We start from the raw sequence: 24,644 nt of genomic DNA, 5'->3' as shown, positions 1-24,644 counted from the left end.
CGTCATGTACAAGCGATTCGCCTTCATCCTCGACCCGCTCGACCACCTCAAGCCCTACAAGGATTCGAGCATCGCGATGATGCGCGAGGCCGCTGCGCGCGGTCATGAGGTCTTCGCGATCGGCCGCGAAGGCCTGTGTTGGCGCGACGGCATGGTGTGCGCGCGGGCGCTGGAATTGCGGCTGTCGGTCGAGAACAGCCCCTGGTATGCGCCGGGTAACTGCGCCGAGGCGCCGTTGACCGACTTCGATGCAGTCGTGATGCGCCAGGACCCGCCCTTCGATTTCGAATACGTCACCGCCACCTGGCTTCTCGAGCGTGCCGTGGCGGCCGGTGCGCGCGTGCTCAACGACCCGCGCGCGATCCGCGACCACTCCGAGAAGCTGGCGATCGCCGAGTTTCCCGATTTCTGCGCGACCACGCTGGTCGCGCGCGATCCGGCCGAGGTGCAGGGCTTCATCGACGAGATCGGCGACGTGGTGCTCAAGCCGCTCGACGGCATGGGGGGTAGCCAGATCTTTCGCGTGCGTGCCGACGACCCCAACCGCAACGTCATCCTCGAGACGCTCACCCACGAGGGTACGCGCACCATCATGGCGCAGCGCTATCTGCCCGGCATCGCCGAGGGCGACAAGCGCGTGCTGATCATCGGCGGCGAGGTCGTGCCCTTCGCGCTGGCGCGCATCCCGGCCGCCGGCGAGACGCGCGGCAATCTGGCTGCTGGCGGGCGTGGTGTGGCGATGCCGCTCACCGGACGCGAGCGCGAGATCGCCGAGCATCTCGCGCCCATCCTGTGGCAGCGCGGCTTGATGGTGGTGGGGCTCGACCTGATCGGCGGGCATCTCACCGAGATCAACGTCACCAGCCCCACCTGTTTCGTAGAAATCGAGGACCAGAGCGACTTCCAGGTCGCCGCCCTGTTCGTCGACAAGCTCGAACAGGCCTGCGCATGAGCCTTCCCTTCGCAGTCCGCCCGCGAGCCGCGGCCCGCGCGGTCGCGCTTTGCCTGCTCGTCGCGCTGCTCACCGCCTGCGCCCGGCCGCAACTGTTCCAGCAGGAGGCCTACGTCTTCGGCACGCGGGTCGACCTCACCGTCTACGGAAACTCGCAGGAGCAGGCCGAGGCGGCGATGGCCGCCGTGCTGCAGGAGTTCGACCGCCTGCACCATGCGCTGCACGCTTGGCAGCCGTCCGAGGTCACACGGCTCAACGAGGCGCTCGCGCAGGGCGATCCGGCCGAGGTGTCCGAGGAGCTGGCGACGCTGCTGGCCGACGCGACCGAGATCGCCGAGCGCGGCGACGAGTTGTTCGATCCGGCGCTGGGTCGGCTGATCGCGTTGTGGGGCTTTCACGACGAGGAGTTCGAGCCGGAACTGCCGGACGCCGACGCGCTGCAAACGGTGCTGGAGGCGCGTCCGCGCATGTCGGACCTGACCATCGACGGCACGACGGTAAGTACGGAGAACCCGGCGGTGCAGATCGATCTGGGCGGCTATGCCAAGGGCTATGCGCTCGACCGGGCGGCGGCCATCCTGCGCGAGATGGGTGTGGGCAATGCGCTCATCAACATCGGCGGCAACGTCATGGCGCTGGGCGGCAAGGGCGACCTGCCGTGGCGCATCGGCATCCAGCATCCGCGCGAGCCGCGCCCGCTGGCCACCTTGCCGCTATACGACGGCGAGGCCATCGGCACCTCGGGCGACTATCAGCGCTTCTTCGAGATCGACGGTGAGCGCTATTCCCACCTGCTCGATCCGCGCACCGGCTATCCGGCCGAGGGTACGCAGGCGCTGACCGTGCTGGTCACGCCGCGCGAGCGCGCAGGAACGTGGTCGGATGCGGCCAGCAAGTCGCCGTTCATCGCCGGCGACGACTGGCTGCGCTACCTGCGCGCCTACGACATCGAGCATGGCCTGCGCGTGGCCGACGACGGGCGCATCGAGGTCACGCGCGAACTGAACGCGCGGCTCAAGATTCCGTCCGGCGTCGGCCCGGTACGCGTCGTCGACTGAACGCGCCGTCGGCGCTCAGTTGCCGGGCAGCAGCGGCTTCATTTCCTCTTCCTGCGGCACCACCTCGTCGTGCGGCGTAGGAACCGGCATCACCGTGGCCGGTTCGGTCTCGAACTCGGGCGGATTGAGCGGCATGCCGTAGCCCGGATTGGCGCCACCCGTGCGCGGTTTGGCCAGGCGCGCCTCCTCGCCCGGCGCGGGCATTGGCAACGGCAGGGCCTTGGGCTCGGCCGGGGGCTCCGGAAGCTGCGATGGCGTGATGTCGTCGAGTCCGGGTGGCTCGGTCGGCGCAGGCGGTGCCTCGGGCAGTGGCTCGGGTTCGGGTCGGGGAGGGGTCGGTGCCGCGGGCGCCGGCTCGGGGGTCGGCACCGCCTCGGGCATCGGCGCGGCCTCCGGTTTGCGCGCGGGTTCGGGCTTGGGCTCGGGCGTCGGCGCCGGTGCCGGCACGGGCGCAGGCTCGGGCCTGGGTGCAGGCGCCGGCGCGGGTTCGGGAGCGGCTTTGGGCATCGGCGCCGGTTCGGGTTTCGGCTGCGGCGTCGGAACGGGTTGCGGTGCAGGCCTGGGTTCGCGTTCCGCAGCAGGATCCGGCGTTCTGTCGGGAATCAGCGCCGGGTCCACCGTGAGCTTGTCAGGGTCCGCCGGGGTCGCGACCGGTTGTTCCGGCACCGCTTCGGTTTCGCCGTCTTCGCCGAAGCGTCGGGCGCGCTCTTCGGCGGCGCGCGCTTCGGCCTCTTCGGCGGCGCGGCGGCGCTCTTCGCGCAAGCGTTCGGCCTCCGCCTCTTCCATGCCGGGGGGCTCGACGGCACGTTCGGCTTCCTCGGCGGCGCGGCGGCGCTCCTCGCGCAGGCGATCGGCTTCCTCGGGTGTCATCAGCGGAGCGAGTTCATCCGCCTCGGGCGCCGGCTCGGCTTCCTTCAGGCGCTGTTCGCGCTGCTCGATTTCCTCGGCCAGCTCGGCCTCGCGGCGGGCGCGCTCCTCGGCGGCGCGTGCCTCGGCCTCCTCGGCGGCGCGACGGCGTTCCTCGCGTACGCGCTCCGCCTCCGGGTCAGGCTCGGCGGCGGGGATCTCGGTGGGCTGCGGGACGGGGCGGTCCTCGAGCGTCGATGGCGCGCCGCGTGCTTCGGCCTGGCGGCGCTTCTCCTCGAGCTCGAGGCGCTTGCCGGCCATCTCCAGGTCGCGTGCCTCGCGGATCATCTCGAGACGCTTTTCGCGCGCTGCGCTCAGGCAGGAATTGACGAGGAAGACCTTGTAGCAGATCACCTCGGCGCGGCGAAAGCGCGCCTCGGCCTTCTCGCGCAGGGCCTCGCCGCGCTCGATCAGGTCCCGTGCGCGCTCGAGCACGGCTTCGGATTCCTCGTCGGCGAAGGCGACGTTGGCGGCGAACAGGGCCTGGGTGAGCAGGACGGCGAGCAGTAGGCGTTTGGGCATCATGGGTCCGTGAGGTGTGGGTTCCGCACGCGGTCGGGGCGGTCCGATCGGGACCGCAGCGTCCAAGACCGATAGAATACCGCCTTTGCCTCGCTTTGCATGCGGTCCACGTGATCCAGTTTCGCAATTTGCGCCTCGCTCGCGGCGCCAGAACCCTGTTCGAAGGTGCCAGCCTGCAGATTCACCCTGGCTGGCGCGTCGGCCTGACCGGCGCCAACGGCAGCGGCAAGTCCAGCCTGTTCGCGCTGCTGCGTGACGAGTTGCATCAGGATCAGGGCGACCTGGAGATGCCGCCCGGCTGGACGGTCGCCCATGTCGCCCAGGAGACGCCGGCGCTGGCGCGCAGTGCGCTCGACTACACCATGGACGGCGACGCCGAGCTGCGCGGGATCGAGACGCGACTGGCGGCAGCCGAAGCTGCGCATGAGGGCACGCGCATCGGCGAGCTGCACGCGCGTCTGGGCGAGATAGGAGGCTATGCGGCGCATGCGCGCGCGGCCGCGCTGCTCGACGGTCTGGGTTTCCTGCCGACCGATCTGGCGCGGCCGGTGTCGGATTTCTCCGGCGGCTGGCGCATGCGGCTCAATCTGGCGCAGGCGCTGATGTGCCGCTCCGACCTGCTGCTGCTCGACGAGCCGACCAACCACCTCGATCTGGATACCGTGATCTGGCTGGAGCAGTGGCTGGCTTCGTATCGCGGCACGCTGGTGCTGATCTCGCACGATCGCGACTTTCTCGACGCCTGCGTGAGTCACGTGCTGCACATCGAGAACCAGCGCGTGACGCTGTATTCGGGTGGCTACTCCGATTTCGAGCGCCAGCGCGCCGAACGTCTGTCGCAGCAGCAGGCCATGTTCGAGCGCCAGCAGCGCGAGATCGCGCACATGGAAGACTACGTGCGCCGCTTTCGCGCCAAGGCCACCAAGGCGCGTCAGGCGCAGAGCCGCATCAAGGCGCTCGAACGCATGGAGCGCATCTCCGCGGCCCACGTCGACTCGCCGTTCACCTTCGCCTTCCGCGACGCGCCGCCGGCGCCCGATCCGTTGCTGCAGATCGAGGAGGGCGCGACCGGCTACGGGGAGACCACCGTGCTCGCCGGGCTGCGCATGCAGCTGCGCCCGGGCGAGCGCATCGGCCTGCTCGGGCGCAACGGCGCGGGCAAGTCGACACTGATCAAGCTGCTCGCCGGTCATCTGGCGCTGACGGCTGGCACGCGCAGCGAGGGCAAGGGGCTGGCCACCGGTTATTTCGCGCAGCACCAGCTCGAGACGCTGCGCCCGGACGAATCGCCGCTGGCGCACATGATGCGGCTCGACCCGGCCGCGCGCGAGCAGGACCTGCGCGACTATCTGGGCGGCTTCGATTTTCGCGGCGACGGCGAGGGCGGCACGGCGACGCCTGCCACCGCCCCCTGCGGTGCCTTCTCGGGTGGCGAGAAGACGCGTCTGGCGCTGGCCATCCTGATCTGGAGCCGGCCCAACCTGCTGCTGCTCGACGAACCCACCAACCACCTCGATCTCGAAATGCGTCATGCGCTGACGCTGGCGCTGCAGGAGTTCGACGGCGCCATGGTGCTGGTCTCGCACGACCGCGCGCTTCTGCGCGCGACCTGCGACCGTTTCGTGCTTGTCGACGGCGGGCGCGTGAGCGACTTCGATGGCGACCTGGACGATTACCGCGACTGGCTCGGCGCGCGTCGCGCCGAGGCGGCCGCCGCCGACAAGTGTCCCGATCAGGCGGCCGACAAGGCCGCACGCAAGGCGGATCGCGCCCAGGCCGCGGCCGAGCGCAAGACACGCCTCGCGGAACGCCGCCCGCTGGTCAAGGAGCGTGAGCAACTCGATCGCAAGCTCGAGGCCTGGAACCGCGAGAAGAAGCAGATCGACGAACGCCTGGCCGATCCGGCCATCTATAGCGGAACGCCTTCGGCCGACCTCGAGGCCTTGCTCAAACGCCAGGCGGAACTGGCCACGTGCATCGACGAGGCCGAGGCGCGCTGGCTCGACATCGAGGAACGCCTGGAGGCGATGCCGGCCGACTGAAAAGCGCCCCTCCGTGGTGCGCGGCGATTGTATTGCGCGCGCGGATGACGAAGAATCGCCGCTGGGACCGAAATCCGGAGTAATGCCATGACCTCGCGCTGGGAATGGGTGTGGATGCAGTTCACGCGCAGGTTGTGGGTGCGCGCTGCGCTGATCTCGCTGCTCGCCGTCGTCGCCGTCGGCCTGGCCGGCCTGTTTCGCGAACGCATCCCGGACGACTTCGCGGCGATGATCGGCGCCGGATCGGTCGACGACATCCTGTCGATTCTGGCCAGCAGCATGCTGGCCGTGACCACGTTCTCGCTGACCACGATGGTCTCGGCTTATGGTGCGGCGACCAGCCAGGTCACGCCGCGCGCAACCCGGCTGCTGCGCGAGGACACCACCACGCAGAACGTGCTGGCGACCTTCATCGGCAGCTTCCTGTTCGCGCTGCTGGGCATCGTCGCACTGGCCACCGAACTGTATGGCGAACAGGGGCGGGTGACCCTGTTCGTGTTCACGATCGGGGTGATCGTGCTGATCGTGGTCACGCTGCTGCGCTGGATCCAGCACCTGTCGGCCTTCGGCCGCGTCGACGACACCACGCGCCGTGTAGAGGAGGCCGCGAGCGAGGCACTCGCCAACTGGGTCGAGGCGCCTTGTCTGGGTGCGCGCCTGCTGGCCGACCCGGACGACATTCCCGAGAATGCGACGGCGCTGTTCGATGCGCGCATCGGCTACGTGCAGCACATCGACGTGGGTGTGCTGCAGGACTGGGCCGAGGCTCACTCGGGCGAGATCTACGTCGTTGCCGTGCCAGGCAGCTATGTCGAGCCGAGCCGGCCGGTGGCATGGATCACCGGAGACGACACGGACGACGGCGCCGGGCTTTTGCTCGATGCCTTCGTCGTCGACAACGGCCGCTCCTTCTATCAGGACCCGCGTTTCGGCCTGTCGGTGCTCGCCGAGATCGCCTCGCGCGCGCTATCGCCCGCCGTCAACGACCCGGCCACCGCGATCGACGTCATCGGCCGCGCGGTGCGCGCGCTTGCCGCGTGCGCCGACTTCGACGGTCGTCCGGGAGACGAGGTGCCGTGCCCGCGGGTGCACGTGCCGACGCTGGACGTGGGCGACTTCTTCAATGACGTGTTCGCGCCGATCGCGCGCGACGGCGCGTCGCTGGTCGAAGTGCACATGCGATTGCTCAAGGCACTGGCGATGCTCGCGCGCATGGGCGCGAACTTCCGCGAGCCGGCGATGCGCCTGGCGCGCCTGTCCCGCGCGCACGCCGAGGCCGCGCTCGCGCTCGACGAAGACAAGACCCTGTTGCGGCGCCTGGCCGCCGAAGTCGGCGAGGAAGGCGTCGAGCGCGGCATGCGTGGCAGCGAGCGCGGATGAGCGGTGCCGCCGCGGTGCTACAATCGCGCGCTCTTTTTTCCCAACACAAGGCCCGAACGTGAAGATCGTCTGCCTCGACCTCGAAGGGGTGCTCGTCCCCGAAATCTGGATCGAATTCGCCGAGCGCGCGGGTGTGCCGGAGCTGCGCCGCACCACGCGTGACGAGCCGGACTACGACACCTTGATGCGCTATCGTCTGGACATCCTGGCGCAGCAGTCGCTGGGCCTGCCGCAGATCCAGGAAGTGATCTCGACGATGGCGCCGATGGACGGTGCACGCGCCTTCCTCGACGCGCTGCGCGAGGATTACCAGGTGGTGATCCTGTCCGATACCTTCTACGAGTTCGCTCACCCGCTCATGCGCCAGCTCGGCTGGCCGACGCTGTTCTGCCACAGTCTGGAGGCGGACGAGGCCGGCCGGGTCGTGAACTACCATCTGCGCATGCCCGACCAGAAGCGCGAGGCGGTGCGCCGTTTCAAGGAACTGAACTTCACCGTGGTCGCGGCGGGCGACTCGTACAACGACACGGCGATGCTCGGCGAGGCTCACGGCGGCATCCTCTTCCATCCGCCCGAGAACGTCATCCGCGAGTTCCCGCAGTATCCGGTGACGAACGACTATGCAGCGCTGCGCGCCGAAATCGACGCGGCCTTCGCGCGCGCCTGAAGCCGGTCGGCGCGACGAAAAACGGCCACCCCTCGGGGTGGCCGTTGCGTTTGTGACGCTTGCTCAGCCGCGGCCGTGACCGTGCTCGTGGCCGCCGTGACGACGCTGTTCGTGGCGCGCGCCGTCGCCGTGGTGTTCGCCGCGCGAGCCCCTGGCCTGCGGGCCGAAGCGGCCGTGGCCGGGCAGGGCAAAGTCGGCGTCGAAGACGATCTTCTGTGCGTCGGACAGCTTCGCGTACAAGCCCTCGACGGCCTGGCGGAGCTCGCCGCTGGCCGAGTGCATGCGCCCGCTCATCTGCTCCATGCGGGCGATGCGATCGACGGCGGTGTCGGGCCGGCCGGCGTCACGATGCTCACGCATGCGCTCGGCCATGGCGCCGGTCCGGGCGCGCACGGTGGCGGCCAGCGCGTCCCAGGCGGGGCGCTGTTCCGGCGTCAGTGCCAGCGCCAGTTCCAGGCGCGCGAGCTTGAGTTCCACCTGCTCGCCCATGTGCGTGGCGCGCTCTTCGGGCGCCATGCGCTGGGCGTGCGGCCGGTCTTCGCTGCCGCGTGCGGCGCAGTCGCCGCCGCGGGCCAGTGCGGTGCCGGCGCCGGCTGCGGTGGCGGCGATCAGCGAGGCGGCGAGCGTGGTCTTGATCCAGGTCTTCATGGTGTACTCCTGTTGCGTTGGGCGCCCGGGTTCGGGCGACACGGCCATTGCATCACCGCGATGTAAGCGGCGTTTGTCCGCAGGTGGCCTTGTTGCAGCGCTCTTTGTCCGGTACTGACTGCGATACGCTGGGATACAAAGCCGTGCCCCGGCCGGCTTAAGATGCGTGTCGAGGAGATTCCGATGAGCCACGCCCAAGACCATGTCCTGATCGTCGACGACGACCGCGAGATTCGCGAACTGCTCGCCGACTATCTCGAGAAGCAGGGGCTGCGCTGCACGCTCGCGGCCAACGGGCGCGAGATGCGCGCCGCGCTCGACGCGCACCGCATCGATCTGATCGTGCTCGATCTGATGATGCCCGGCGAGGACGGGCTGACGCTGTGCCGCAATCTGCGCGCGTCCGGCGGTCCGCGGGCGGGCATTCCGGTACTGATGCTGACCGCGCGCGGCGAGGACATGGACCGCATCGTGGGGCTGGAGATGGGCGCCGACGACTATGTGCCCAAGCCCTTCGTGCCGCGCGAACTGTTCGCGCGCATCCGCGCCATCCTGAGGCGTACGCGCGCGCTGCCGCCCAACCTCGACGCCGCGGCGTCGGCTGCGGTGCGTGAACTGCGCTTCGGCGACTGGCGGCTGGACACCGTCGCGCGTCACCTGGTCGATGCGGCAGGCACGGTCGTGCCCTTGTCCGGCGCCGAGTACCGCCTGCTTTCCGTGTTCCTCGCCCATCCGCAGCGCGTGCTCAGCCGTGATCAGTTGATGGAGCTCACGCGCGGTCGCGAGGCCGACGTGTTCGACCGTTCCATCGACCTGCAGGTCAGCCGCCTGCGCCAGCGTCTGGGCGACAGCGCGCGCGAGCCGGCCATCATCAAGACCGTGCGCAACGAGGGCTACGTGCTCGCCAGCGAAGTCCGCGCCGTCACGGCGGACGCGTCGTGAATCTGATTCCGCGCAGCCTCTTTGCCCGCCTGATGGCGATCTGGCTGCTCGGCATTGCGCTGGTGCTCGCGGCGAGCTTCGCGCTGTTCGTCGGCGAGCGCGAGCGCGTCGGTCGCGCGGCACTGTTCGAAGGCGTTGCCCAGGAGGTCGCGACCACGGCCGACGTGCTCGACCACCTGGGTCCGTCCGAGCGTGCGGCGCGCATCGAGGAACTCGGTCGGCGACGCCTGCGCCTGGCGCTCGGCCCGTTTCCTTCGAATGCACGGCAACTCGACGCCGATCATCCGTTTGTGCGCGCGCTGCAGGAAGCGATGCCCGAACGCCGCGCGTCGGCCTATCTGTTGCCGCGCTCGGAGCATTCGCGCGGCGACCATCACCGTGGCGAGTCGCGTTTCGTGTTGCTGGTGTCGGTGCGTCTGGCCGATGGCGCGCCGCTCAACGTCTACATGCCGGGCATCCCGCCCCAGCCCGAGTTCCGCGCGCCCGCGCCGGCGCGCCTGCTCGCCGCGCTGGCGGCCCTGGTCGGCGGCGTGCTGGTGCTGAGCTGGATCGCGGTGCGACTGGCCACGCGCCCGCTGCGCGCGATGGCAGAGGCGGCCAACCGACTGGGCGACGATCCGGAGCGTGCCGCGCCGCTGCCCACCGGCGGTCCGACCGAAGTCGCCGCCGCCGCCACGGCGTTCAATCGCATGCAGCAGCGCGTGCGCGAACACATTCGCGAGCGCACGCGCATTCTCGCGGCGATCTCACACGACCTGCAGACGCCGGTGACTCGGCTGCGCCTGCGTGCCGAGCAAATCGACGATGCCGCACTGCGCCAGCGTTTCAACGCCGATCTGGACGCCATGCAGACGCTGATCCGCGAAGGGCTGGATTTCGCGCGCAGCCGCGACGACGCCACATCGCTGCAGCCGGTGGATATCGACGGCCTGCTCGATGCGATCACCGAGGACGCGCGCGAATTGGGCTGGCAGGTTGCCGTGTCGGGGCGCGCGGGGCGGCCCTGTCCGGCGCGCCCCCCGGCGCTGCGACGCGCCTTGTGGAATATCGTGGAAAACGGGATCAAGTTCGGCGAACGAGTCGATATCACTGTTCACGCGGCGCGTGAGCGCATCGTCCTCGAGATCCGCGATCATGGGCCGGGCATGGCGGAAGACGAACTCGAAAAGGTCTTCGAACCGTTCTACCGCACCGAATCATCGCGCAGCCGCGATACCGGCGGTACCGGCCTGGGCCTGGCGATTGCACGCAACCTGCTGCGTGCGCAGGGCGGCGACGTGAGGCTGACCAACCACCCTGAAGGCGGATTGATCGCCCGGGTGACGCTGGGTGCGGCTGCGGGCGAAAAAAATGGGCACCCGTAGGTGCCCATCCGGGCCGGCGTGGGAGAGGAGGAGAAAAACCACGCCGAGGCGCTGCTGCTCAGGCGTGTCGGTCAGAAGCTCTTGCTGACCGACACGACGTAACGCTCGTCCATCAGGCTGCTGTTCTCGCTGGTGTCGACGTAGTGCAGGCCGAAGTCGAAGCCGCCCCAGGACTTGGTCAGGCCGAGGCTCCAGTCCTTGTAGTTGTCGGCATTCTTGATGCTCGAGTAACCGTAGTGCGCGTCCAGCGTGAGGCCTTCCATGATCTCGTAGGAGGCCGACAGATCGTAGTACTTGGATTTCTTCGAGTCGGCGATGCCGAACAGGTCGGTGAAGGAGTGCGAGTAGGTGAAGCTGACGAATTCGTAGGACAGGCCGACGTAGCCTTCCAGCGTGTGCGGCTTCTCGTTGCCGTCGGCCTTGTAGCTGCCGCCGTAGCTGCCGGGGTAGTAGTACTGCAGCAGGCCGACGTCGACGCCGAAGGGGCCGAGTTCGGTGGCGTAACCGCCGTAGAGGTCGATCTCGAGGCTGCTGCCCGAGGCGCCCAGATCCTGCAGCCAGGACACGTTCGAGCCCCACACGCCAACGTAGAAACCGCTCTCGTGCGCGTAGTCGAAACCGCCCTGCAGGGCCGGGCGCTGGTCGGTCTGGCTGATGCCACGGAAGGCATAGTCGGACACGATGCTGATGTTGGCCGAGATCGGCAGTTCGTCAGCCATTGCGAGCTTGGCGCCGAACAACGGGGTGGCGGCGATGAGGGCCGCGGCGATGATGCGTTTCTGCATGGTTTTCTCCTTTGAAAATTTGTGCTTCCGCGACTGTGTAAAAGCACTTCCCGTGCCAGATGCCAAATGTCGACGCTTGTGTAGTAAAAACAATGTGTTGTGCGTTCTGGCTGGGTGCATTTCCGTGTTGTTCGCAGCATGAGAGGGGATTGTGCGAGCGCCGTGGTGCATCGCTGCGCCAAAATGGTGCAAGCGTGGTTCGCAGGGTCCGTGCCCGACGTAGCGGGCAAGAAAAAGGGGCGCCCGTGGCGCCCCTGTGCATTCGTGACTCAGCAGTCGATCATTTGCTGACGAACTCCGGATAGGCTTCCTGACCGCACTCGGTGAGGTCGACCCCTTCGTACTCTTCCTCTTCGGTGACGCGGATGCCCACCACCGCCTTGAGGATGCTCCACACGATCAGGCTGGTGCCGAAGACCCAGATGAAGATGGTCAGCGCGCCGACGATCTGTCCGAAGAAGGTCGAATCGCCGTTGGTCAGCGGCACGAGCAGCAGACCGAGCAGGCCGCAGGTGCCGTGCACCGAGATCGCGCCCACCGGGTCGTCGATCTTGAACACGCGGTCGAGCGCCGTGATCGAGAACACCACCAGCACGCCACCGGCCGCGCCGAACAGCGTGGCGAGCAGCGGGGTCGGCGTGGACGGTTCGGCGGTGATCGTCACCAGGCCGGCCAGCGCACCGTTGAGCAGCATGGTCAGGTCGGCCTTGCCGAACATCAGCTTGGAGACGATGACCGCGGCGATCGCGCCACCGGCGGCAGCCGTGTTGGTGTTGAGGAACACCATCGCCACCGCGTTGGCGTTGCCGATGTCACCGAGCTTCAGCACCGAGCCGCCGTTGAAGCCGAACCAGCCCATCCACAGGATGAAGGTGCCGAGCGTGGCCAGCGGCAGGTTGCAGCCGGGAATCGCGCGCGGCTCGCCATTGGGGCCGTACTTGCCCTTGCGTGCGCCGAGCAGGATCACGCCGGCCAGCGCCGCGGCCGCACCGGCCATATGCACGATGCCCGAGCCGGCGAAGTCGGAGAAACCGAGATCACCCAGGTTGTACATGCCGAACACGTCGTCGCCATTCCACGTCCACGCGCCTTCCATCGGGTAGATGAAGCCGGTCATGACCACCGCGAAGGCGAGGAAGGCCCACAGCTTCATGCGCTCGGCCACCGCGCCGGAGACGATGGACATCGCGGTGGCGACGAACACCACCTGGAAGAAGAAGTCGGACGCGCCCGAGTACACCGAGTCGCCGGTGAAGTCGCCGCGCTCCGTGAAAGCGCCGAGAGCGTCGGGCACCAGGCTCTCGCCGCCGTCGATACCGGACAGGAAGATGCCACCGCCGTACATGATGGCGTAGCCGCACACGAGATACATGACGCAGCTGATCGAGAACAGCGCGACGTTCTTGGTCAGAATCTCGGCAGTGTTCTTACCACGCACCAGACCGGCCTCGAGCATCGAGAAGCCGGCGGCCATCCACATCACCAGCGCGCCGCACACCAGGAAGTAGAAGGTGTCCATCGCGTACTGCAGATGGAACACGTTGGTCATGACGTCGGCGTCCTGCGCCAGCGCAGGAGCGGCCGAGCCGGCCGCGACTGCCGCGAGAAGGGTCTTGAGGGCTGTTTTCATGTGCGCGCTCCCTTTACAGCGCATCGGCGCCGGTCTCGCCGGTGCGGATGCGGATGACTTGTTCGAGTTCGAAGACGAAGATCTTGCCGTCGCCGATCTTTCCGGTCGCGGCCGACTTTTCGACCGCCTCGATGACCTGGTCGGCCATGTCGTCGCGGATGGCGACCTCGATCTTCACCTTGGGCAGGAAATCGACCACGTACTCCGCGCCGCGATACAGCTCCGTATGGCCTTTCTGGCGGCCGAAGCCTTTCACTTCGGTCACGGTGATGCCCTGCACGCCGATCGCCGAGAGGGCCTCGCGGACCTCGTCGAGCTTGAAGGGCTTGATGATGGCTGTGATGAATTTCATCGGATTCTCCTGTCGTCGTCGGACGGTGCTGCGGTTGTCGGGGAATGCATGTCACTTCTCCAAGAAGTCGTGCTCGCGACAACCGGTGTGCACGTTCCATGCCAGATTTGTGAATCCTTGAAGAAACAATGCATTGGGATAAGCGCAGCGCCGGAAAAAGGCATCTCCGGCGCATGTTCGATGCATGAGACGCAGCAAATGCACCACAGTGGTGCGCGCGCTGATCGAGGTGCCCCAGTGCCGCCCGATGTCGGTGCTACACTGCCTGCAAGCACGGCGCGAGCCGCAAACCGCATGCAAAGGAGAGTTCCATGACCGCCCCCCGCTTCCTCGACGAGATTGCGTCGAAGTTCGCCCAATTGGCTGAAGCCAGTCCGGCCAAGGACATCGAGAAGAACGCCAAGGCACTGCTTGGCAGCGCCTTCGAGCGCATGGACCTGGTCACGCGAGAGGATTTCGACGTACAGCGCGAAGTGCTCGCGCAGACGCGCGAGCGCCTGCACGCGCTCGAGGCGCGCGTGGCCGAGCTCGAGAGCGAGCTGGCGCGGTCGCGTGCGGGGTCGTCCGAGGAGTGAGTTTCAGCCGGCCGCTTGCACGGCCGGTTTCGATTGCAGGTAGGCGAGTATGACCTCGACCGCGTGATGCCGCCGCTCGGCCAGCCAGGCCGGGTCGGCCAGATCCTTCTCGAAGATCGTCGACAGCGTGTAGCGGTTGGAGATGTGGGTCAGCGACAGCGACAGGATGGAGACATACAACTGCAGCGGATCGACGCCGGCGCGAAACAGCCCGGCACGCTCGCCGCGCACAAGCGTGTCGCGGATCATGCCCACCAGCGGCGTGGTCTGCTGTGCGACCTTGCCGGATTTCTTGAGCATGCGCCCGCCGAGCATGTTCTCGTTGCGCACCAGCGCAATGAACTCGGGATGGTCGGCCATGTGATCGAAGGTGAACTCGACCAGTGCACGCATGCCGGCGACCGGCTCCAGGTGTGTGAGGTTGAGTTCCCGCTCCTTGGAGCGCAGATCCTCGTAGATGTGCTCGAGCACCGTCAGATACAGGCCTTCCTTGTCCCCGAAGTAGTGGTACGCCATGCGGATGTTGCAGCCGGCCGCACGCACGATGCGCTCCATGCGTGCGCCGTCGTAGCCGCGCTCGCAGAATTCCGCGGTCGCCGCCTGCAGCAGGCGTTCGCGCGTCTCGCCGGCGTTGCGGCGGGGGCGCGGCGCGCTGCGTCGGGTGGTCTTGGGCGGCGATGCGGTTTCGGTCATCGGGGCTTCCGTGGTGTGTTCCGGATTCTATCGGCTACAGGCCGAGTGCGACGCCGTCGCTGCGCGGGTCGTGTGCGCCGGAGAAGCCCTCCGGGCCGATGGCGATTGCCCCCGGATGGCCGGCCAGCGGACTTTGCGCCGCGATCGGGCTGATCTCATGGCCGCGCCGGGCGAGTTCGGCGAAGACCTCGGTGCCGGCGTCCTCCTCGAGCTTGAGCGTGTCGCGACTGTCGGAGAAGGTGCGCCCCAGCAGGAAGCGCGGGCGCGCCAGTGCGGCGAGCGGGTCCATTTCGTAGTCGATCAGACGGGTGAGGATGGCCGCGAGCGTCTGCGGCTGACCGTCCGCGCCCTGGGTGCCGTAGAGCAGGCGCGCCCGCCCGTCCTTCAGATACATGCCAGGGTTGAGCGTATGGAACGGGCGCTTGCCCGGTGCGAGCACGTTCGGGTGTGACGGGTCCAGGCTGAAGGCCGCGCCGCGGTTGTGCCACAGCATGCCGGTGTCGCCCACGGCCTCACCGCTGCCCCAGTCGTAATACAGGGTCTGCAGCATCGATACGGCATTGCCGTGGCGGTCCGCGGCGGCGAGGAAGACCGTGTCGCCGTTGCGAAACGCATGCGGCCAGGCGCGCGCGCGGCTGCGGTCGATGGTCGCCGCCGAGCCCGACAGATGGCCGGCCGAGAGCAGGCGGTCGATGGGTACGTCGCAGAAATCCGGGTCGGCCAGATGGCGATTGCGGTCGATGAAGGCGAGCTTCACGGCCTCGACCAGCAGGTGGTAGTGCTCCGCACTGCCCTCGGCGACGGCGGCGAGATCGAAGCGCTCGAGAATGCCCATGATCTCCAGCGTCGTGATGCCCTGGGTGGGCGGCCGATGGGCGAGCAGTTCGCCGCCGCGATAGGCCACGCGCAGCGGTTCCTCGACACGCGCCGCGGTGGCAGCCAGATCGTCGGCCGTCAGCGGCGAGCCGGCCGCGGCCAGCCCGGCGGCGATGCGTGCGGCCAGCCGCCCCTCGTAGAAGTCACGGTGGCCGTGTTCGGCGATGGATTCGAGCGAGGCCGCCAGATCCGGCTGGCGGATCGTCGTGCCATCGGCCGGCACCTGGCCGTCGCGCAGAAAGCGCGCGGCCACGCCGGGCAGCGCGTCCATCTCGTCGGCACGGAACTCCAGCCAGAAGCGCTGCGACGGCGTGATCGGGAAGCCGTCGCGCGCCAGCCGGATGGCCGGCTCCAGTAACGCCCCCCAGTCCATCGTGCCACCGCACTCGGCACGCGAGATCGCGTGTGCCTGGCCCCAGGTGTCTACGGTCGCGGCCGTGGTCAGCATCGAGCCGGGCCCACGCGTCGGGATGCTGCCGCGGTAGTCGGGCAGGCGGGCGGCGGCCTGACCGATACCCGAGAGTGTGCGCACGCGCCCGGCGGCGTCGGCGACGATCATGAAGGCGTCGCCCCCCAGACCGGTGAAGTGCGGATAGGTCACGGCCAGGCACGCGCCCATCGCGATCGCCGCCTCGATGGCGTTGCCGCCCTTGCGCAGCACGGCCAGTCCGGCCTCGGTCGCCAGCGTGTGCGGGCTGGTCGCCATGCCCTCGGTCGAGTGGGCGAGTGCGCCGCGCGGAGCGGCTGCGGTCACAGTGTTGGAGTGCATGCTGTTTCCTCGTTTCCGTGGCGGTCAGCCGCCATATACCGCGTTGGGCAGCCACATGCTGACCGCAGGCAGATAGGTGAGCAGGAGCAGGGCCGCGATGGCGATGCCGATGAACGGCAGCGAACCGCGCACCGCCTGCAGGTAGCTCACGCCGCCGAGCGAGCTGGCGACGAACAGGTTCAGGCCGAAGGGCGGCGTGAACATGCCGATGGCGCCGTTGACGGTGAGTACCGCACCCAGATGCACCGGGTCGATGCCGACCTTGATGCCGATGGTGTAGAACAGCGGCGCGAGGATCACCATGATCGAAGCGGCATCGAGGAACATGCCGACGATCAGCACCGTGACGTTGATCAGCAGGAAGATGTGGTACGGGTTCTCGGACAGCGACAGCACGGCATTGGCCACCGCCACCGCGAGCCCGTTGCTGGTCAGGAACCACGCCAGCACCGAGGCCGCGGCGAGGATGATCATCACCTGCGCGGTTGTTGTCGCCGCGTCGATCATCGTGCGAAAGAGCTGGCCGAGGGTTTTCTCTCGATAGATCAGCGCCGAGACCAGCAGGGCATAGATCACCGATACCGCTGCGGCCTCGGTGGGGGTGAACACGCCGCCGTAGATGCCGCCCAGCACCACCACCGGCACACCCAGGCCCCAGGCCGCGTCCTTGAGGCCCAGCCACAGCTCGCGCAGCGTCGGCGGCGTCATCGGCTTGACGCCGTCGCGCCGGGCGCGCCACACGCAGTAGGGGATGAAGCACGCGGCATAGAGCACGCCCGCGCCGATGCCGGCCATGAACAGCGCGCCGACCGACACGCCCGTGACTGCGGCATAGACGATCATCACGATCGACGGCGGAATGATGATGCCCAGCGAACCCGAGGCGATGATCACGCCGATCGAGAACGGCCCCGAGTAGCCGTCGCGGCGCATCGCCGGATACAGCAGGCCGCCGACCGCCACCACGGTGGCCGGGCTGGAGCCCGAGATCGCGCCGAAGAACATGCTCGAACTCACCGCCGTGATGCTCAGGCCGCCGGTGAAGCGCCCCACCAGCAGGTTGGCGAAATGCACGATGCGCTGCGACAGCCCGCCCACGCTCATCAGGCTGCCGGTGAGGATGAAGAACGGGATGGCCATCAGTGAGAACTTGTCGAGGCCCGCGAACAGGCGCTCGATGACGATGGCCAGCGGCACGTGGCTGCCCGTGCCCATGGCCGTCATGACCGAGCCGGACAGGGCGATGAAGATCGGCGCGCCGAGGATCAGCAGCACGACGAGAAGAATCAGGAAGGTCGTGACCATGGCTTCACCCGATCTGTTCGAGGTGGGCCGCTTCCTGCTCGCGACCGAGCAGTGTGCGGAAGAACTGCTGCGTGAAACGCACGCCCATCAGGGCGGCGCCGACGGGAATCGCGAGCTGCACCATCCATGTCGGCATCTGCAGCGCCGGGCTGACCTGGCCGAAGGCACGTGTCTGCGCGACCAGTTCGACGCCGTAGTACACCAGGGCGGCGCAGAAGGCCACGGCGATGGCGTGCACCAGCAGATCGATGAGCTTGGCGATGGCCGGCGGGCTGAACTTGATGAGCAGGTCCACGCCGATGTGGATGCCCTGGCGTGCCGCGACGCTGGCGCCGAGGAAGACCATCCACACGATCTGATAACGCACCAGTTCCTCGGCCCAGGCGAAACCGGCGTTGAAGGCATAGCGTGCGACGACGTTCGAGAAGAGGATCACCGAGGCGCTCAGGATGAGCACGCCAATGAGCACTTCCTCGGAACGCGACACCAAGAGGTCGAGTTTCCGCATCGGAAGACTCCGGAAGAAAGGCGGGAAAAGAGCGGGGCCGACGGGTGGCCGACCCCGCGGAAGTTCAGCGCGCGGCGGCGATCGCCTGCTTGAACTCGTCCATCAGTTCGGTACCGATCTGCTCGGCGAACTTGTCATGCACCGGTGCCGTGGCCTCGCGGAAGGCCGCGAGCTGCGCGTCGTCGAGCGTGCTCACGCGCGTACCGCTGTCCTTGATGGTGTCCACATAGCCGGCTTCGCGGCGCGCGGTCTCCTCGCGCTGGAAGGCCGTCATCTCGCGCGCGGCGTCCATCAGCAGCTTCTGGTGCTCGGGGCTTTGCGCCTCGAACCAGCGCTTGCTGAACAGGAAGGCGTAGGCGAGGTAGGCATGGTTGCTGATCACGACATCCGACTGCACTTCGTAGAACTTCATCTTGGTGATCGATACCAACGGGTTCTCCTGGCAGTCGACCACACCCTGCTGCAGCGCGTTGTAGGTCTCGCCGAAGGCGATCGGCACCGGGTTGGCGCCCATCGCGCGGAACTGCTCCATGATGATCGGGCTTTGCATCACACGCACCTTGCGACCCTCGAAGTCGCCCGGACCGGACACCTCGCGGTCGCAGGTGAACTGCTTGAAGCCGCTCTCCCAGAAGGTCGCACCCTTGAGTCCGACCTTCTCGACGGTGGCCAGCAACTGGTCGCCGGCCTTGCCGTCGAGCACCTCGTGCGCGATCGCCGGCGACGGGAACAGGAAGGGCAGGTCGACGATCTGCATCGCCGGCACGAAGTTCGACAGCTTGGCGGTCGGGATGATGGCCGACTCGAGCGCGCCGAACTGCATCTGCTGGGTGGCCTCGACGTCGTCGCCGAGCGCGTTGTTGGGGAACAGCTGCACCTTGATGGCGCCGCCGCTGCGCTCCTCGACGGCGGCCTTGAACTTCTCGGCCGCCAGATGCTGGGCGCTGTCCTCGGGCAGGTCGTGGTGGAACTTCATCGATACCTGAGCGGCGACGCCGCCGGCGTGGACGAGTGCGGCGAGCGCGAGGCCGCCGACCAGTGCTTTGAGCTTGCTGCGGTGAAAGGGCTTGTTCATCGATGTCTCCTTGGCTGGATGTCGGGATCCGGGGTGCCCCTCGAGGGGTCTTTCGTGTTTTGCAAGTAACAGATTACTTACCATCTTCACGAAGTCAAGGATTTCTTGTTCGCGAATGCGTTCGACGGGCGGGCCCGTCGTTGTCGCGCACGGCAATGAGGCCATCATTTGCTCCTGTGATGTCGGTTCGATCCGCTGCCTGGCGGACTTGCGGACCTAAGCAATTGCCGTGCCAGTAGCGGCAGGGCACTGCACGTGGCGGATTGGGGTGAGGGCAGTGGGCGCGCGCACCATGGCGGTGCGCGTGCCCCTCCGGAGTGCGGATCAGCGCAGCCTGGCGGCCGCGTCGCGGATCGCCTCGCTGCGTTCGGGTGTCGGCGGATGGGTCGCGAGGTAGTCCGAGTGCTCGCCGGGGGCGAGCCGATGCAGGATCTCGGCCAGGCGCGTCGGCGCGATGCCGGCGCGATGCAGGGCCGCGACCGCGAAGGCGTCGGCCTCGCGCTCGAAGTCGCGCGAGTAGCCCAGCTCGGTGAGCAGGATCGGAATCGATGCGGCGGTGGCCGCCACCGAGGAGACATCGCCGAGGATCAGTACCGCCGCGAGCGACAGCGTCGAAGCCTGGATGGTGCTGCGTACGGCGTGGCGATGCACGACATGGCCGATCTCGTGGGCGAGGATTGCCAGCAGTTCCTCGTCGTTGCGCGCGAGCGCCACGATCTGGTCGGTGAACACGATGGTGCCGGCCGGCAGGGCCAGCGCGTTGGCGCCGATCGAGTGCGAGGCGTCGCGGAAGGTCACGCGCAGCGGTTGCGTGTCGTCGTGGGCATCGAGCAGGGGGCGGAAGGCTGCCTGCAGGCGAACGTGTTCGTCGTGCGTGAGCCCGCTGGGTCGCAACAGGCCGCCATCGTCGAGTACGCGCAGCGCCGCGTCCTCGGATTGCTCCATGATCGTCACCGGCAGCGCAAAGGCGACATGGCGTGCGGCGGCCGGAATGCCCCAGTGGATCGCCGCCGCGACAGTAGCAACGGTGACCACAAGTGCGAGCGCGACCATGCGCCAGCGCGACTCGAGGGCGTGCACCAGGCCCGAGGACGTGCGCGCGGGCGCGAGCAGCCGATCGAGCGCATCGTTGTCCTCGGTGGTGAAACACTCGCCGTCGGGAAAGCGCAGCGTGCGCGGCGTGGAGCCGACGCGCGAGGGAATCTGCAGGCTGTTGAGCGGCACCGCGCCGGTGAGTGCCGTGCCGTCGGTGCCGAGCACGCGTGCATGCCCGCCCTCGACCAGCAGGCGGGCCGACTGCAAGCGCGTGCTGTCGCCGTGACCGAAGCTGCCGACCACCTGCATCAGATGCCGATCTCCACGTCGAACAGATCGCCGATCTCGGCGCCGGTGGCCGACTGGTCCTGCTGGCGGGCGGCGACGAAGGCATCGAGGTCGCCGTCGGCGACGACGCGCGTGTGTTCGGCCGCGTAGCGCGCGGTGCGCACCCGCGCCCATGGATAGAACAGGCCCAGCGTCACGACCATCAGCAGCGTGTTGGTGAGCACCAGCTTCGCGTAGGAGAGCGCGTCGTAATCGGCTTCGAACAGATGGCCGTCGAGTCTTGCGTGGTTGAAGCGCCAGTTGGTCATCCACGCGCCGAACAGCGCGAAGCCCATCAGATAGCCCGCAAGGAGTACCAGCCAGGACAGTGGGGGCAGGGCGAATCCGACGATTGTCGACAGGGCCACACCGGCAATCATCACGCCGCCGGCGGCGCCGAAGACGATGTAGACGCGCCGGGTCGGCCCGTCGAAGGCGAAGCGCGAGGTGCCGAAACGCGCGTTGCCGATCGTGTAGCGCGCCTGTTGCGCGAAGGCGAACGGCATCAGGATGCCGAGACTGAGCACGCCCAGCAGCGGCCACAGCAGCCAGGCCTTGTAGGCATCGCCGAGGCTGCCGTCAAAGCCGAAACGCACGCCGCGCCAGGCGCTGTTGTGATTGCGAAAGATCAGACCCTGGCGAACGATCCACGGCAGGGCCAGCATGAACAGCACGAAGGTGACAAAGCCGAGGATGGGTGAGAACTGGTCTGAAAAGGTGTAGAGCAGCAACAGGACGAAGGCGATCACGCGTCCCTTGAGGATGCGGACCGGGTCCGCCAGATACTCGAAGGCGGAGCCGTCGAGCCGCGTGCTGCCATAGAAGTAGCGCATCGTGCGCACCTTGGCCCACGCCGAGTAGATGCCCAGCGTGACGATACTGAGCAGGATATTGACGATCCAGATGCGGAAGAACTCCGCACCCTCGCCGCGGAAATCGAACGCGACCACGCGGGACTCGCCTTCGTCAGTGCCATCGTGCGTGACTGCGGGCGCGCCGAAGCCGGGCTCGCGCCGACCGTCGCTGGAGATCATCGGGCGCACAGGCCGCTCGGCGTCGAGCCGGAGCTTGACCGCCATGCCGATCGAGTTGAGGCGGGCGCAATAGCGCAGCGCATCGTCCTCGGTCAGGCCGTGGCGCAGCACGACGTCGCGTCCGCTGAAGACCTTGTCTTCCTGCTCGGAACTCAGGCCGAGCACGGAGACCACGCGTTGGCGCACGGCAGCCGCGTCGAAACCTTCGCGGAAGCCGCCCTCGTAGGTGAGACTGTAGGTCGATTGCGACATGCTGGCCTCCGCAGGGATGCGTCACGTCCGGTGCCGGACCATCCGTCCGGTCGATCGCGAAGCATGATAGCAGCATCGACGCGCGCAGGAGTTGTCCTTCATCGCATTGTCATGCACGCTGTGTGAAAAACGCCCATGTCATGTTCGTGCTGCGGAGGATGCGATGTCGCTGGCCATCGTCCATACCCGTGCCTTGTGCGGGCTGGAAGCCTCTCCGGTCACCGTCGAGGTGCATCTGGCCAACGGTCTGCCGGCCTTCAATCTGGTCGGTCTGCCCGATGCCGAGGTGCGCGAGGCACGCGACCGCGTGCGTGCGGCCCTGGCCGTGGCGCAGTTCGATTTTCCGCAGCGGCGCATCACCGTCAATCTCGCGCCGGCCGATCTGCCCAAGGAAGGCGGCGCCTTCGATCTGCCCATCGCACTGGGGATTCTCGCCGCGTCGGGGCAGATCCGCGTCGAGGCGCTCGACGGACACGAGTTCGTCGGCGAACTCTCGCTCGATGCGCGCCTGCGACCGGTGCGCGGCGCGCTGGCCATTGCGTTGGCGGCGGCCGCAGACGGCCACGCCCTGGTCGTGCCCGCCGCCAATGCCGACGAGGCCGCGCTCGCCCGCGCCGCCAGCGTGCTGCCGGCCAATAGCCTGCTCGAAGTGTGCGCGCATCTCGAGGCGCGCTCTGAAATCCTGCCGCATGTGCGTCGCGAGGCGGCCGCGCCCGACGCCGCGATGCCCGACCTGGCCGACATCAAGGGCCAGCTGCGTGCGCGTCGCGCGCTCGAGGTGGCCGCGGCCGGCGCGCATTCGGTGCTGCTGTTCGGTCCGCCCGGGACCGGCAAGTCCATGCTCGCCCAGCGCCTGCCTGGCTTGCTGCCGCCGATGAGCGAGGACGAGGCGGTCGCCAGTGCGGCGGTGCAGTCCATCGAGGGTGGCTTCGATCCGACCTGCTGGCATCGTCGGCCGTTTCGCGCACCGCATCACTCGGCCTCGGCGCCGGCGCTGGTGGGAGGCGGCAGCGTACCGCGTCCGGGCGAGATCAGCCTCGCCCACCATGGCGTGCTGTTTCTCGACGAGTTGCCCGAATTCGACCGACGCGTTCTCGAGGCCCTGCGCGAGCCGCTCGAAACTGGTCGCATCACCGTCTCGCGCGCTGGCCGGCGCGCGGAATTCCCCGCCCGCTTCCAGCTCGTCGCGGCGATGAACCCGTGCCCCTGCGGCTACCACGGTGCATCGGGCAGCCGCTGCCGGTGCACGCCCGAGCGCATCGCGCGCTATCTGGGCAAGCTGTCCGGGCCGCTGCTCGATCGCATCGATCTGGTGGTCGAGGTGCCCGCACTGGAGCCGGCCGAGCTGGCCACGGCCGCGCCCGGCGAGTCCAGCGCGGTCGTGGCCACGCGCGTGCTTGCGGCGCGCGCTCGCCAGAGCGAGCGGCAGGGCGGCGTCAACGCAGCACTCGCGCCGCGCGCGATCGAACGCCACTGCACGCCGGACGCGGCCGCCCGCAAGCTGCTCGAAGATGCCGCCGCCGGCCTGGGGCTGTCGGCGCGTGGCTATCATCGTTTGCTCAAGGTCGCGCGCAGCATCGCCGATCTGGCCGGGCAGGAACGGGTGGGTGTGGCCCATGTCGCCGAGGCCGTGACCTACCGGCGTGCGCTCGACCTTCGTCGTCGCGGCTGAGCGGCGCTATCGCCGGCGCGCCGCGACCGGTATGCTGTAGCGGCTCGCCGGCATTTGGCCGCGCGAAGGTAAACACGACACCGCATGCCCGCTACCCACCCTTGGATCGCCGCATTGCTCGCCGCACTTGCGGCGATCGGTCCGTTCTCGATCGACACCTACCTGCCGGCCTTTCCCGAAATGGCCGCGGATCTGGGCGCCACGCGCATCGAGGTACAGCAGACCCTCACCGCCTACATGGTGACTTTCGCCGCGATGGCGTTGTGGCACGGTGCGCTGTCCGACCGCTTCGGGCGTCGTAACGTGATCCTGGTGGCGACCTCGCTGTTCGGCGTCGCCTCCCTGCTGTGCGCCTTTGCAACTTCCATTGAATGGCTGTGGGGCGGGCGCGCTTTGCAGGGCATGAGTGCCGGTGCCGGCATGGTGGTGGGGCGTGCGGTGATCCGCGATATCTTCGATGGCGCGCGTGCGCAGAAGCTGATGTCGCGCGTGATAATGATCTTCGGCATCGCACCGGCCGTCGCGCCGATGGTCGGCGGCGCCCTGCTGCTGGCCTTCGGCTGGCGCTCGATCTTCGTCTTCCTGGCGGTATTCGCTGGCGTTCTGGTGTGGATGAGTTGGCGATTTCTGCCCGAGACGCTGCCGCCCGAGCAGCGCCAGTCGCTGCATCCGGTGGGGCTGGCGCGCGCCTATCGCGCGGTGTTCTCGAGTGTGCCCTTCCTGCTGCTGATCGCGGCCGTTGCCCTCAACTTCAACGGCTTCTTCGTGTATGTGCTGTCCGCTCCGGTATTCGTGATGGAGCACCTCGGGCTCGGACCGGGCAGTTTCGCGTGGCTGTTCGTGCCGGCGGTGGCCGGCATGATGGGCGGCTCCTGGCTGTCCGGAAACATTGCCGGGCAATGGACGGGGCGACGCACCGTGATCACCGGCTTCGTCGTGATGTTCGCGGCCGTCGGTATCGGCGTAGTCCACGCGGCCGTCTTCGCGCCATCCGTGCCGTGGTCGGTGTTGCCGGTGGGCATCTACACCTTCGGCATGGCTTTGGCGATGCCGACGCTCACGATCTACGCGCTCGACCTGTTCCCGGCGCGTCGCGGGTTCGCATCGAGCTGCCAGAGCTTCGCGCAGGTCGGCCTGAATGCACTCACCGCAGGGCTGTTCGCGCCGCTGCTGTGGGGTTCGCCGCTCACGCTGGGCGCGGGTGCGAGCGTGTTCGTCGCGCTGGGGCTGCTGTGCTTCGTCGTCTGGGCGGCGATGGCGAAAAATTCCCGCTAG

At 68.0% G+C, this 24,644-nt stretch carries 22 protein-coding genes; 10 read left to right on the top strand and 12 right to left on the bottom strand.

Annotation, left to right across the window (positions count from 1 at the left end):
- Nucleotides 1-4: 4 nt before the first annotated feature.
- Together gshB and C0099_RS14525 are read left to right on the top strand one after the other, a co-directional pair.
- On the top strand, nucleotides 5-952 hold the full coding sequence (gene gshB, locus C0099_RS14530; protein ID WP_102248091.1) for a glutathione synthase: 948 nt from the start codon (nucleotides 5-7) through the stop codon (nucleotides 950-952).
- On the top strand, nucleotides 949-2,010 hold the full coding sequence (locus C0099_RS14525) for an FAD:protein FMN transferase (protein WP_102248090.1): 1,062 nt from the start codon (nucleotides 949-951) through the stop codon (nucleotides 2,008-2,010). The genes gshB and C0099_RS14525 overlap by 4 nt, the downstream gene beginning before the upstream one ends.
- 15 nt (nucleotides 2,011-2,025) lie before the next feature.
- Here the strand turns inward: C0099_RS14525 and C0099_RS14520 are convergent, their stop codons facing one another.
- Nucleotides 2,026-3,438 carry a hypothetical protein gene (locus C0099_RS14520; protein ID WP_123785279.1) on the bottom strand — a complete coding sequence of 471 codons (1,413 nt, stop codon included), beginning with the start codon at nucleotides 3,436-3,438 and terminating at the stop codon, nucleotides 2,026-2,028.
- Between the two features lie 110 nt (nucleotides 3,439-3,548).
- On the opposite strand from C0099_RS14520, the gene C0099_RS14515 reads away from it, so the two are divergent.
- The 3 genes from C0099_RS14515 to thrH all read left to right on the top strand — a co-directional run bounded on the left by C0099_RS14515 (nucleotide 3,549) and on the right by thrH (nucleotide 7,527).
- Entirely contained in the window at nucleotides 3,549-5,480 is a 1,932-nt protein-coding gene (locus C0099_RS14515) for an ATP-binding cassette domain-containing protein (protein WP_102248088.1), read from the top strand.
- 87 nt (nucleotides 5,481-5,567) lie between these two features.
- Nucleotides 5,568-6,860, top strand: coding sequence for a DUF2254 domain-containing protein (locus C0099_RS14510; protein WP_102248087.1), 1,293 nt, complete (start codon nucleotides 5,568-5,570; stop codon nucleotides 6,858-6,860).
- 58 nt (nucleotides 6,861-6,918) lie between these two features.
- Nucleotides 6,919-7,527: a bifunctional phosphoserine phosphatase/homoserine phosphotransferase ThrH gene (thrH, locus tag C0099_RS14505; protein ID WP_102248086.1), complete on the top strand. Its 609-nt coding sequence runs from the start codon at nucleotides 6,919-6,921 to the stop codon at nucleotides 7,525-7,527.
- Nucleotides 7,528-7,590: 63 nt separating this feature from the next.
- Here thrH and C0099_RS14500 read toward each other — a convergent pair whose 3' ends face one another.
- Nucleotides 7,591-8,175 carry a Spy/CpxP family protein refolding chaperone gene (locus C0099_RS14500; RefSeq protein WP_164084947.1) on the bottom strand — a complete coding sequence of 195 codons (585 nt, stop codon included), beginning with the start codon at nucleotides 8,173-8,175 and terminating at the stop codon, nucleotides 7,591-7,593.
- A gap of 183 nt (nucleotides 8,176-8,358) precedes the next feature.
- On the opposite strand from C0099_RS14500, the gene C0099_RS14495 reads away from it, so the two are divergent.
- Entirely contained in the window at nucleotides 8,359-9,117 is a 759-nt protein-coding gene (locus tag C0099_RS14495; protein ID WP_102248084.1) for a response regulator, read from the top strand.
- A 32-nt stretch (nucleotides 9,118-9,149) separates the two neighbouring features.
- Nucleotides 9,150-10,481, top strand: coding sequence for an ATP-binding protein (locus C0099_RS14490; protein ID WP_102248528.1), 1,332 nt, complete (start codon nucleotides 9,150-9,152; stop codon nucleotides 10,479-10,481).
- 71 nt (nucleotides 10,482-10,552) lie between these two features.
- Here the strand turns inward: C0099_RS14490 and C0099_RS14485 are convergent, their stop codons facing one another.
- The 3 genes from C0099_RS14485 to glnK all read right to left on the bottom strand — a co-directional run bounded on the left by C0099_RS14485 (nucleotide 10,553) and on the right by glnK (nucleotide 13,248).
- Complete coding sequence (locus tag C0099_RS14485) at nucleotides 10,553-11,266, bottom strand: TorF family putative porin (protein WP_102248083.1); 714 nt, start codon at nucleotides 11,264-11,266, stop codon at nucleotides 10,553-10,555.
- Between the two features lie 280 nt (nucleotides 11,267-11,546).
- On the bottom strand, nucleotides 11,547-12,896 hold the full coding sequence (locus tag C0099_RS14480; protein WP_102248082.1) for an ammonium transporter: 1,350 nt from the start codon (nucleotides 12,894-12,896) through the stop codon (nucleotides 11,547-11,549).
- Between the two features lie 13 nt (nucleotides 12,897-12,909).
- A complete protein-coding gene (gene glnK / locus C0099_RS14475) occupies nucleotides 12,910-13,248 on the bottom strand; it encodes a P-II family nitrogen regulator (protein WP_102248081.1) in 339 nt (112 codons plus the stop codon).
- Nucleotides 13,249-13,559: 311 nt separating this feature from the next.
- Between glnK and C0099_RS14470 the strand changes: the two genes are divergently transcribed.
- Nucleotides 13,560-13,823, top strand: coding sequence for an accessory factor UbiK family protein (locus tag C0099_RS14470; protein WP_102248080.1), 264 nt, complete (start codon nucleotides 13,560-13,562; stop codon nucleotides 13,821-13,823).
- Nucleotides 13,824-13,826: 3 nt separating this feature from the next.
- Here the strand turns inward: C0099_RS14470 and C0099_RS14465 are convergent, their stop codons facing one another.
- From C0099_RS14465 to C0099_RS14435, 7 genes are all read right to left on the bottom strand, one after another.
- The gene (locus tag C0099_RS14465; protein WP_102248079.1) at nucleotides 13,827-14,516 is read right to left on the bottom strand and encodes a TetR family transcriptional regulator; all 690 of its coding nucleotides are present in this window, start codon (nucleotides 14,514-14,516) and stop codon (nucleotides 13,827-13,829) included.
- Between the two features lie 34 nt (nucleotides 14,517-14,550).
- On the bottom strand, nucleotides 14,551-16,161 hold the full coding sequence (gene ggt, locus C0099_RS14460) for a gamma-glutamyltransferase (protein WP_199797626.1): 1,611 nt from the start codon (nucleotides 16,159-16,161) through the stop codon (nucleotides 14,551-14,553).
- Nucleotides 16,162-16,185: 24 nt separating this feature from the next.
- A complete protein-coding gene (locus C0099_RS14455) occupies nucleotides 16,186-17,466 on the bottom strand; it encodes a TRAP transporter large permease (protein WP_102248078.1) in 1,281 nt (426 codons plus the stop codon).
- Nucleotides 17,467-17,470: 4 nt separating this feature from the next.
- Nucleotides 17,471-17,974 (bottom strand): TRAP transporter small permease, encoded by a 504-nt coding sequence (locus tag C0099_RS14450; RefSeq protein WP_102248077.1) that lies wholly within the window; start codon nucleotides 17,972-17,974, stop codon nucleotides 17,471-17,473.
- 64 nt (nucleotides 17,975-18,038) lie between these two features.
- Nucleotides 18,039-19,049 carry a TRAP transporter substrate-binding protein gene (locus C0099_RS14445; protein WP_102248076.1) on the bottom strand — a complete coding sequence of 337 codons (1,011 nt, stop codon included), beginning with the start codon at nucleotides 19,047-19,049 and terminating at the stop codon, nucleotides 18,039-18,041.
- A gap of 324 nt (nucleotides 19,050-19,373) precedes the next feature.
- Nucleotides 19,374-20,393: a M48 family metallopeptidase gene (locus C0099_RS14440; protein ID WP_102248075.1), complete on the bottom strand. Its 1,020-nt coding sequence runs from the start codon at nucleotides 20,391-20,393 to the stop codon at nucleotides 19,374-19,376.
- A complete protein-coding gene (locus C0099_RS14435; protein WP_102248074.1) occupies nucleotides 20,393-21,697 on the bottom strand; it encodes a YjgN family protein in 1,305 nt (434 codons plus the stop codon). The genes C0099_RS14440 and C0099_RS14435 overlap by 1 nt, the downstream gene beginning before the upstream one ends.
- Before the next feature lie 163 nt (nucleotides 21,698-21,860).
- Here C0099_RS14435 and C0099_RS14430 point away from each other — a divergent pair, with 163 nt between their 5' ends.
- Both C0099_RS14430 and C0099_RS14425 read left to right on the top strand, forming a co-directional pair.
- The gene (locus tag C0099_RS14430) at nucleotides 21,861-23,369 is read left to right on the top strand and encodes a YifB family Mg chelatase-like AAA ATPase (protein WP_102248073.1); all 1,509 of its coding nucleotides are present in this window, start codon (nucleotides 21,861-21,863) and stop codon (nucleotides 23,367-23,369) included.
- Between the two features lie 84 nt (nucleotides 23,370-23,453).
- A complete protein-coding gene (locus C0099_RS14425; RefSeq protein ID WP_102248072.1) occupies nucleotides 23,454-24,644 on the top strand; it encodes a multidrug effflux MFS transporter in 1,191 nt (396 codons plus the stop codon).

Source organism: Pseudazoarcus pumilus (assembly GCF_002872475.1).
In the GTDB taxonomy this organism is placed as follows: Bacteria; Pseudomonadota; Gammaproteobacteria; order Burkholderiales; family Rhodocyclaceae; genus Pseudazoarcus; species Pseudazoarcus pumilus.
This window is presented reverse-complemented; position numbering and strand designations above follow the sequence as displayed.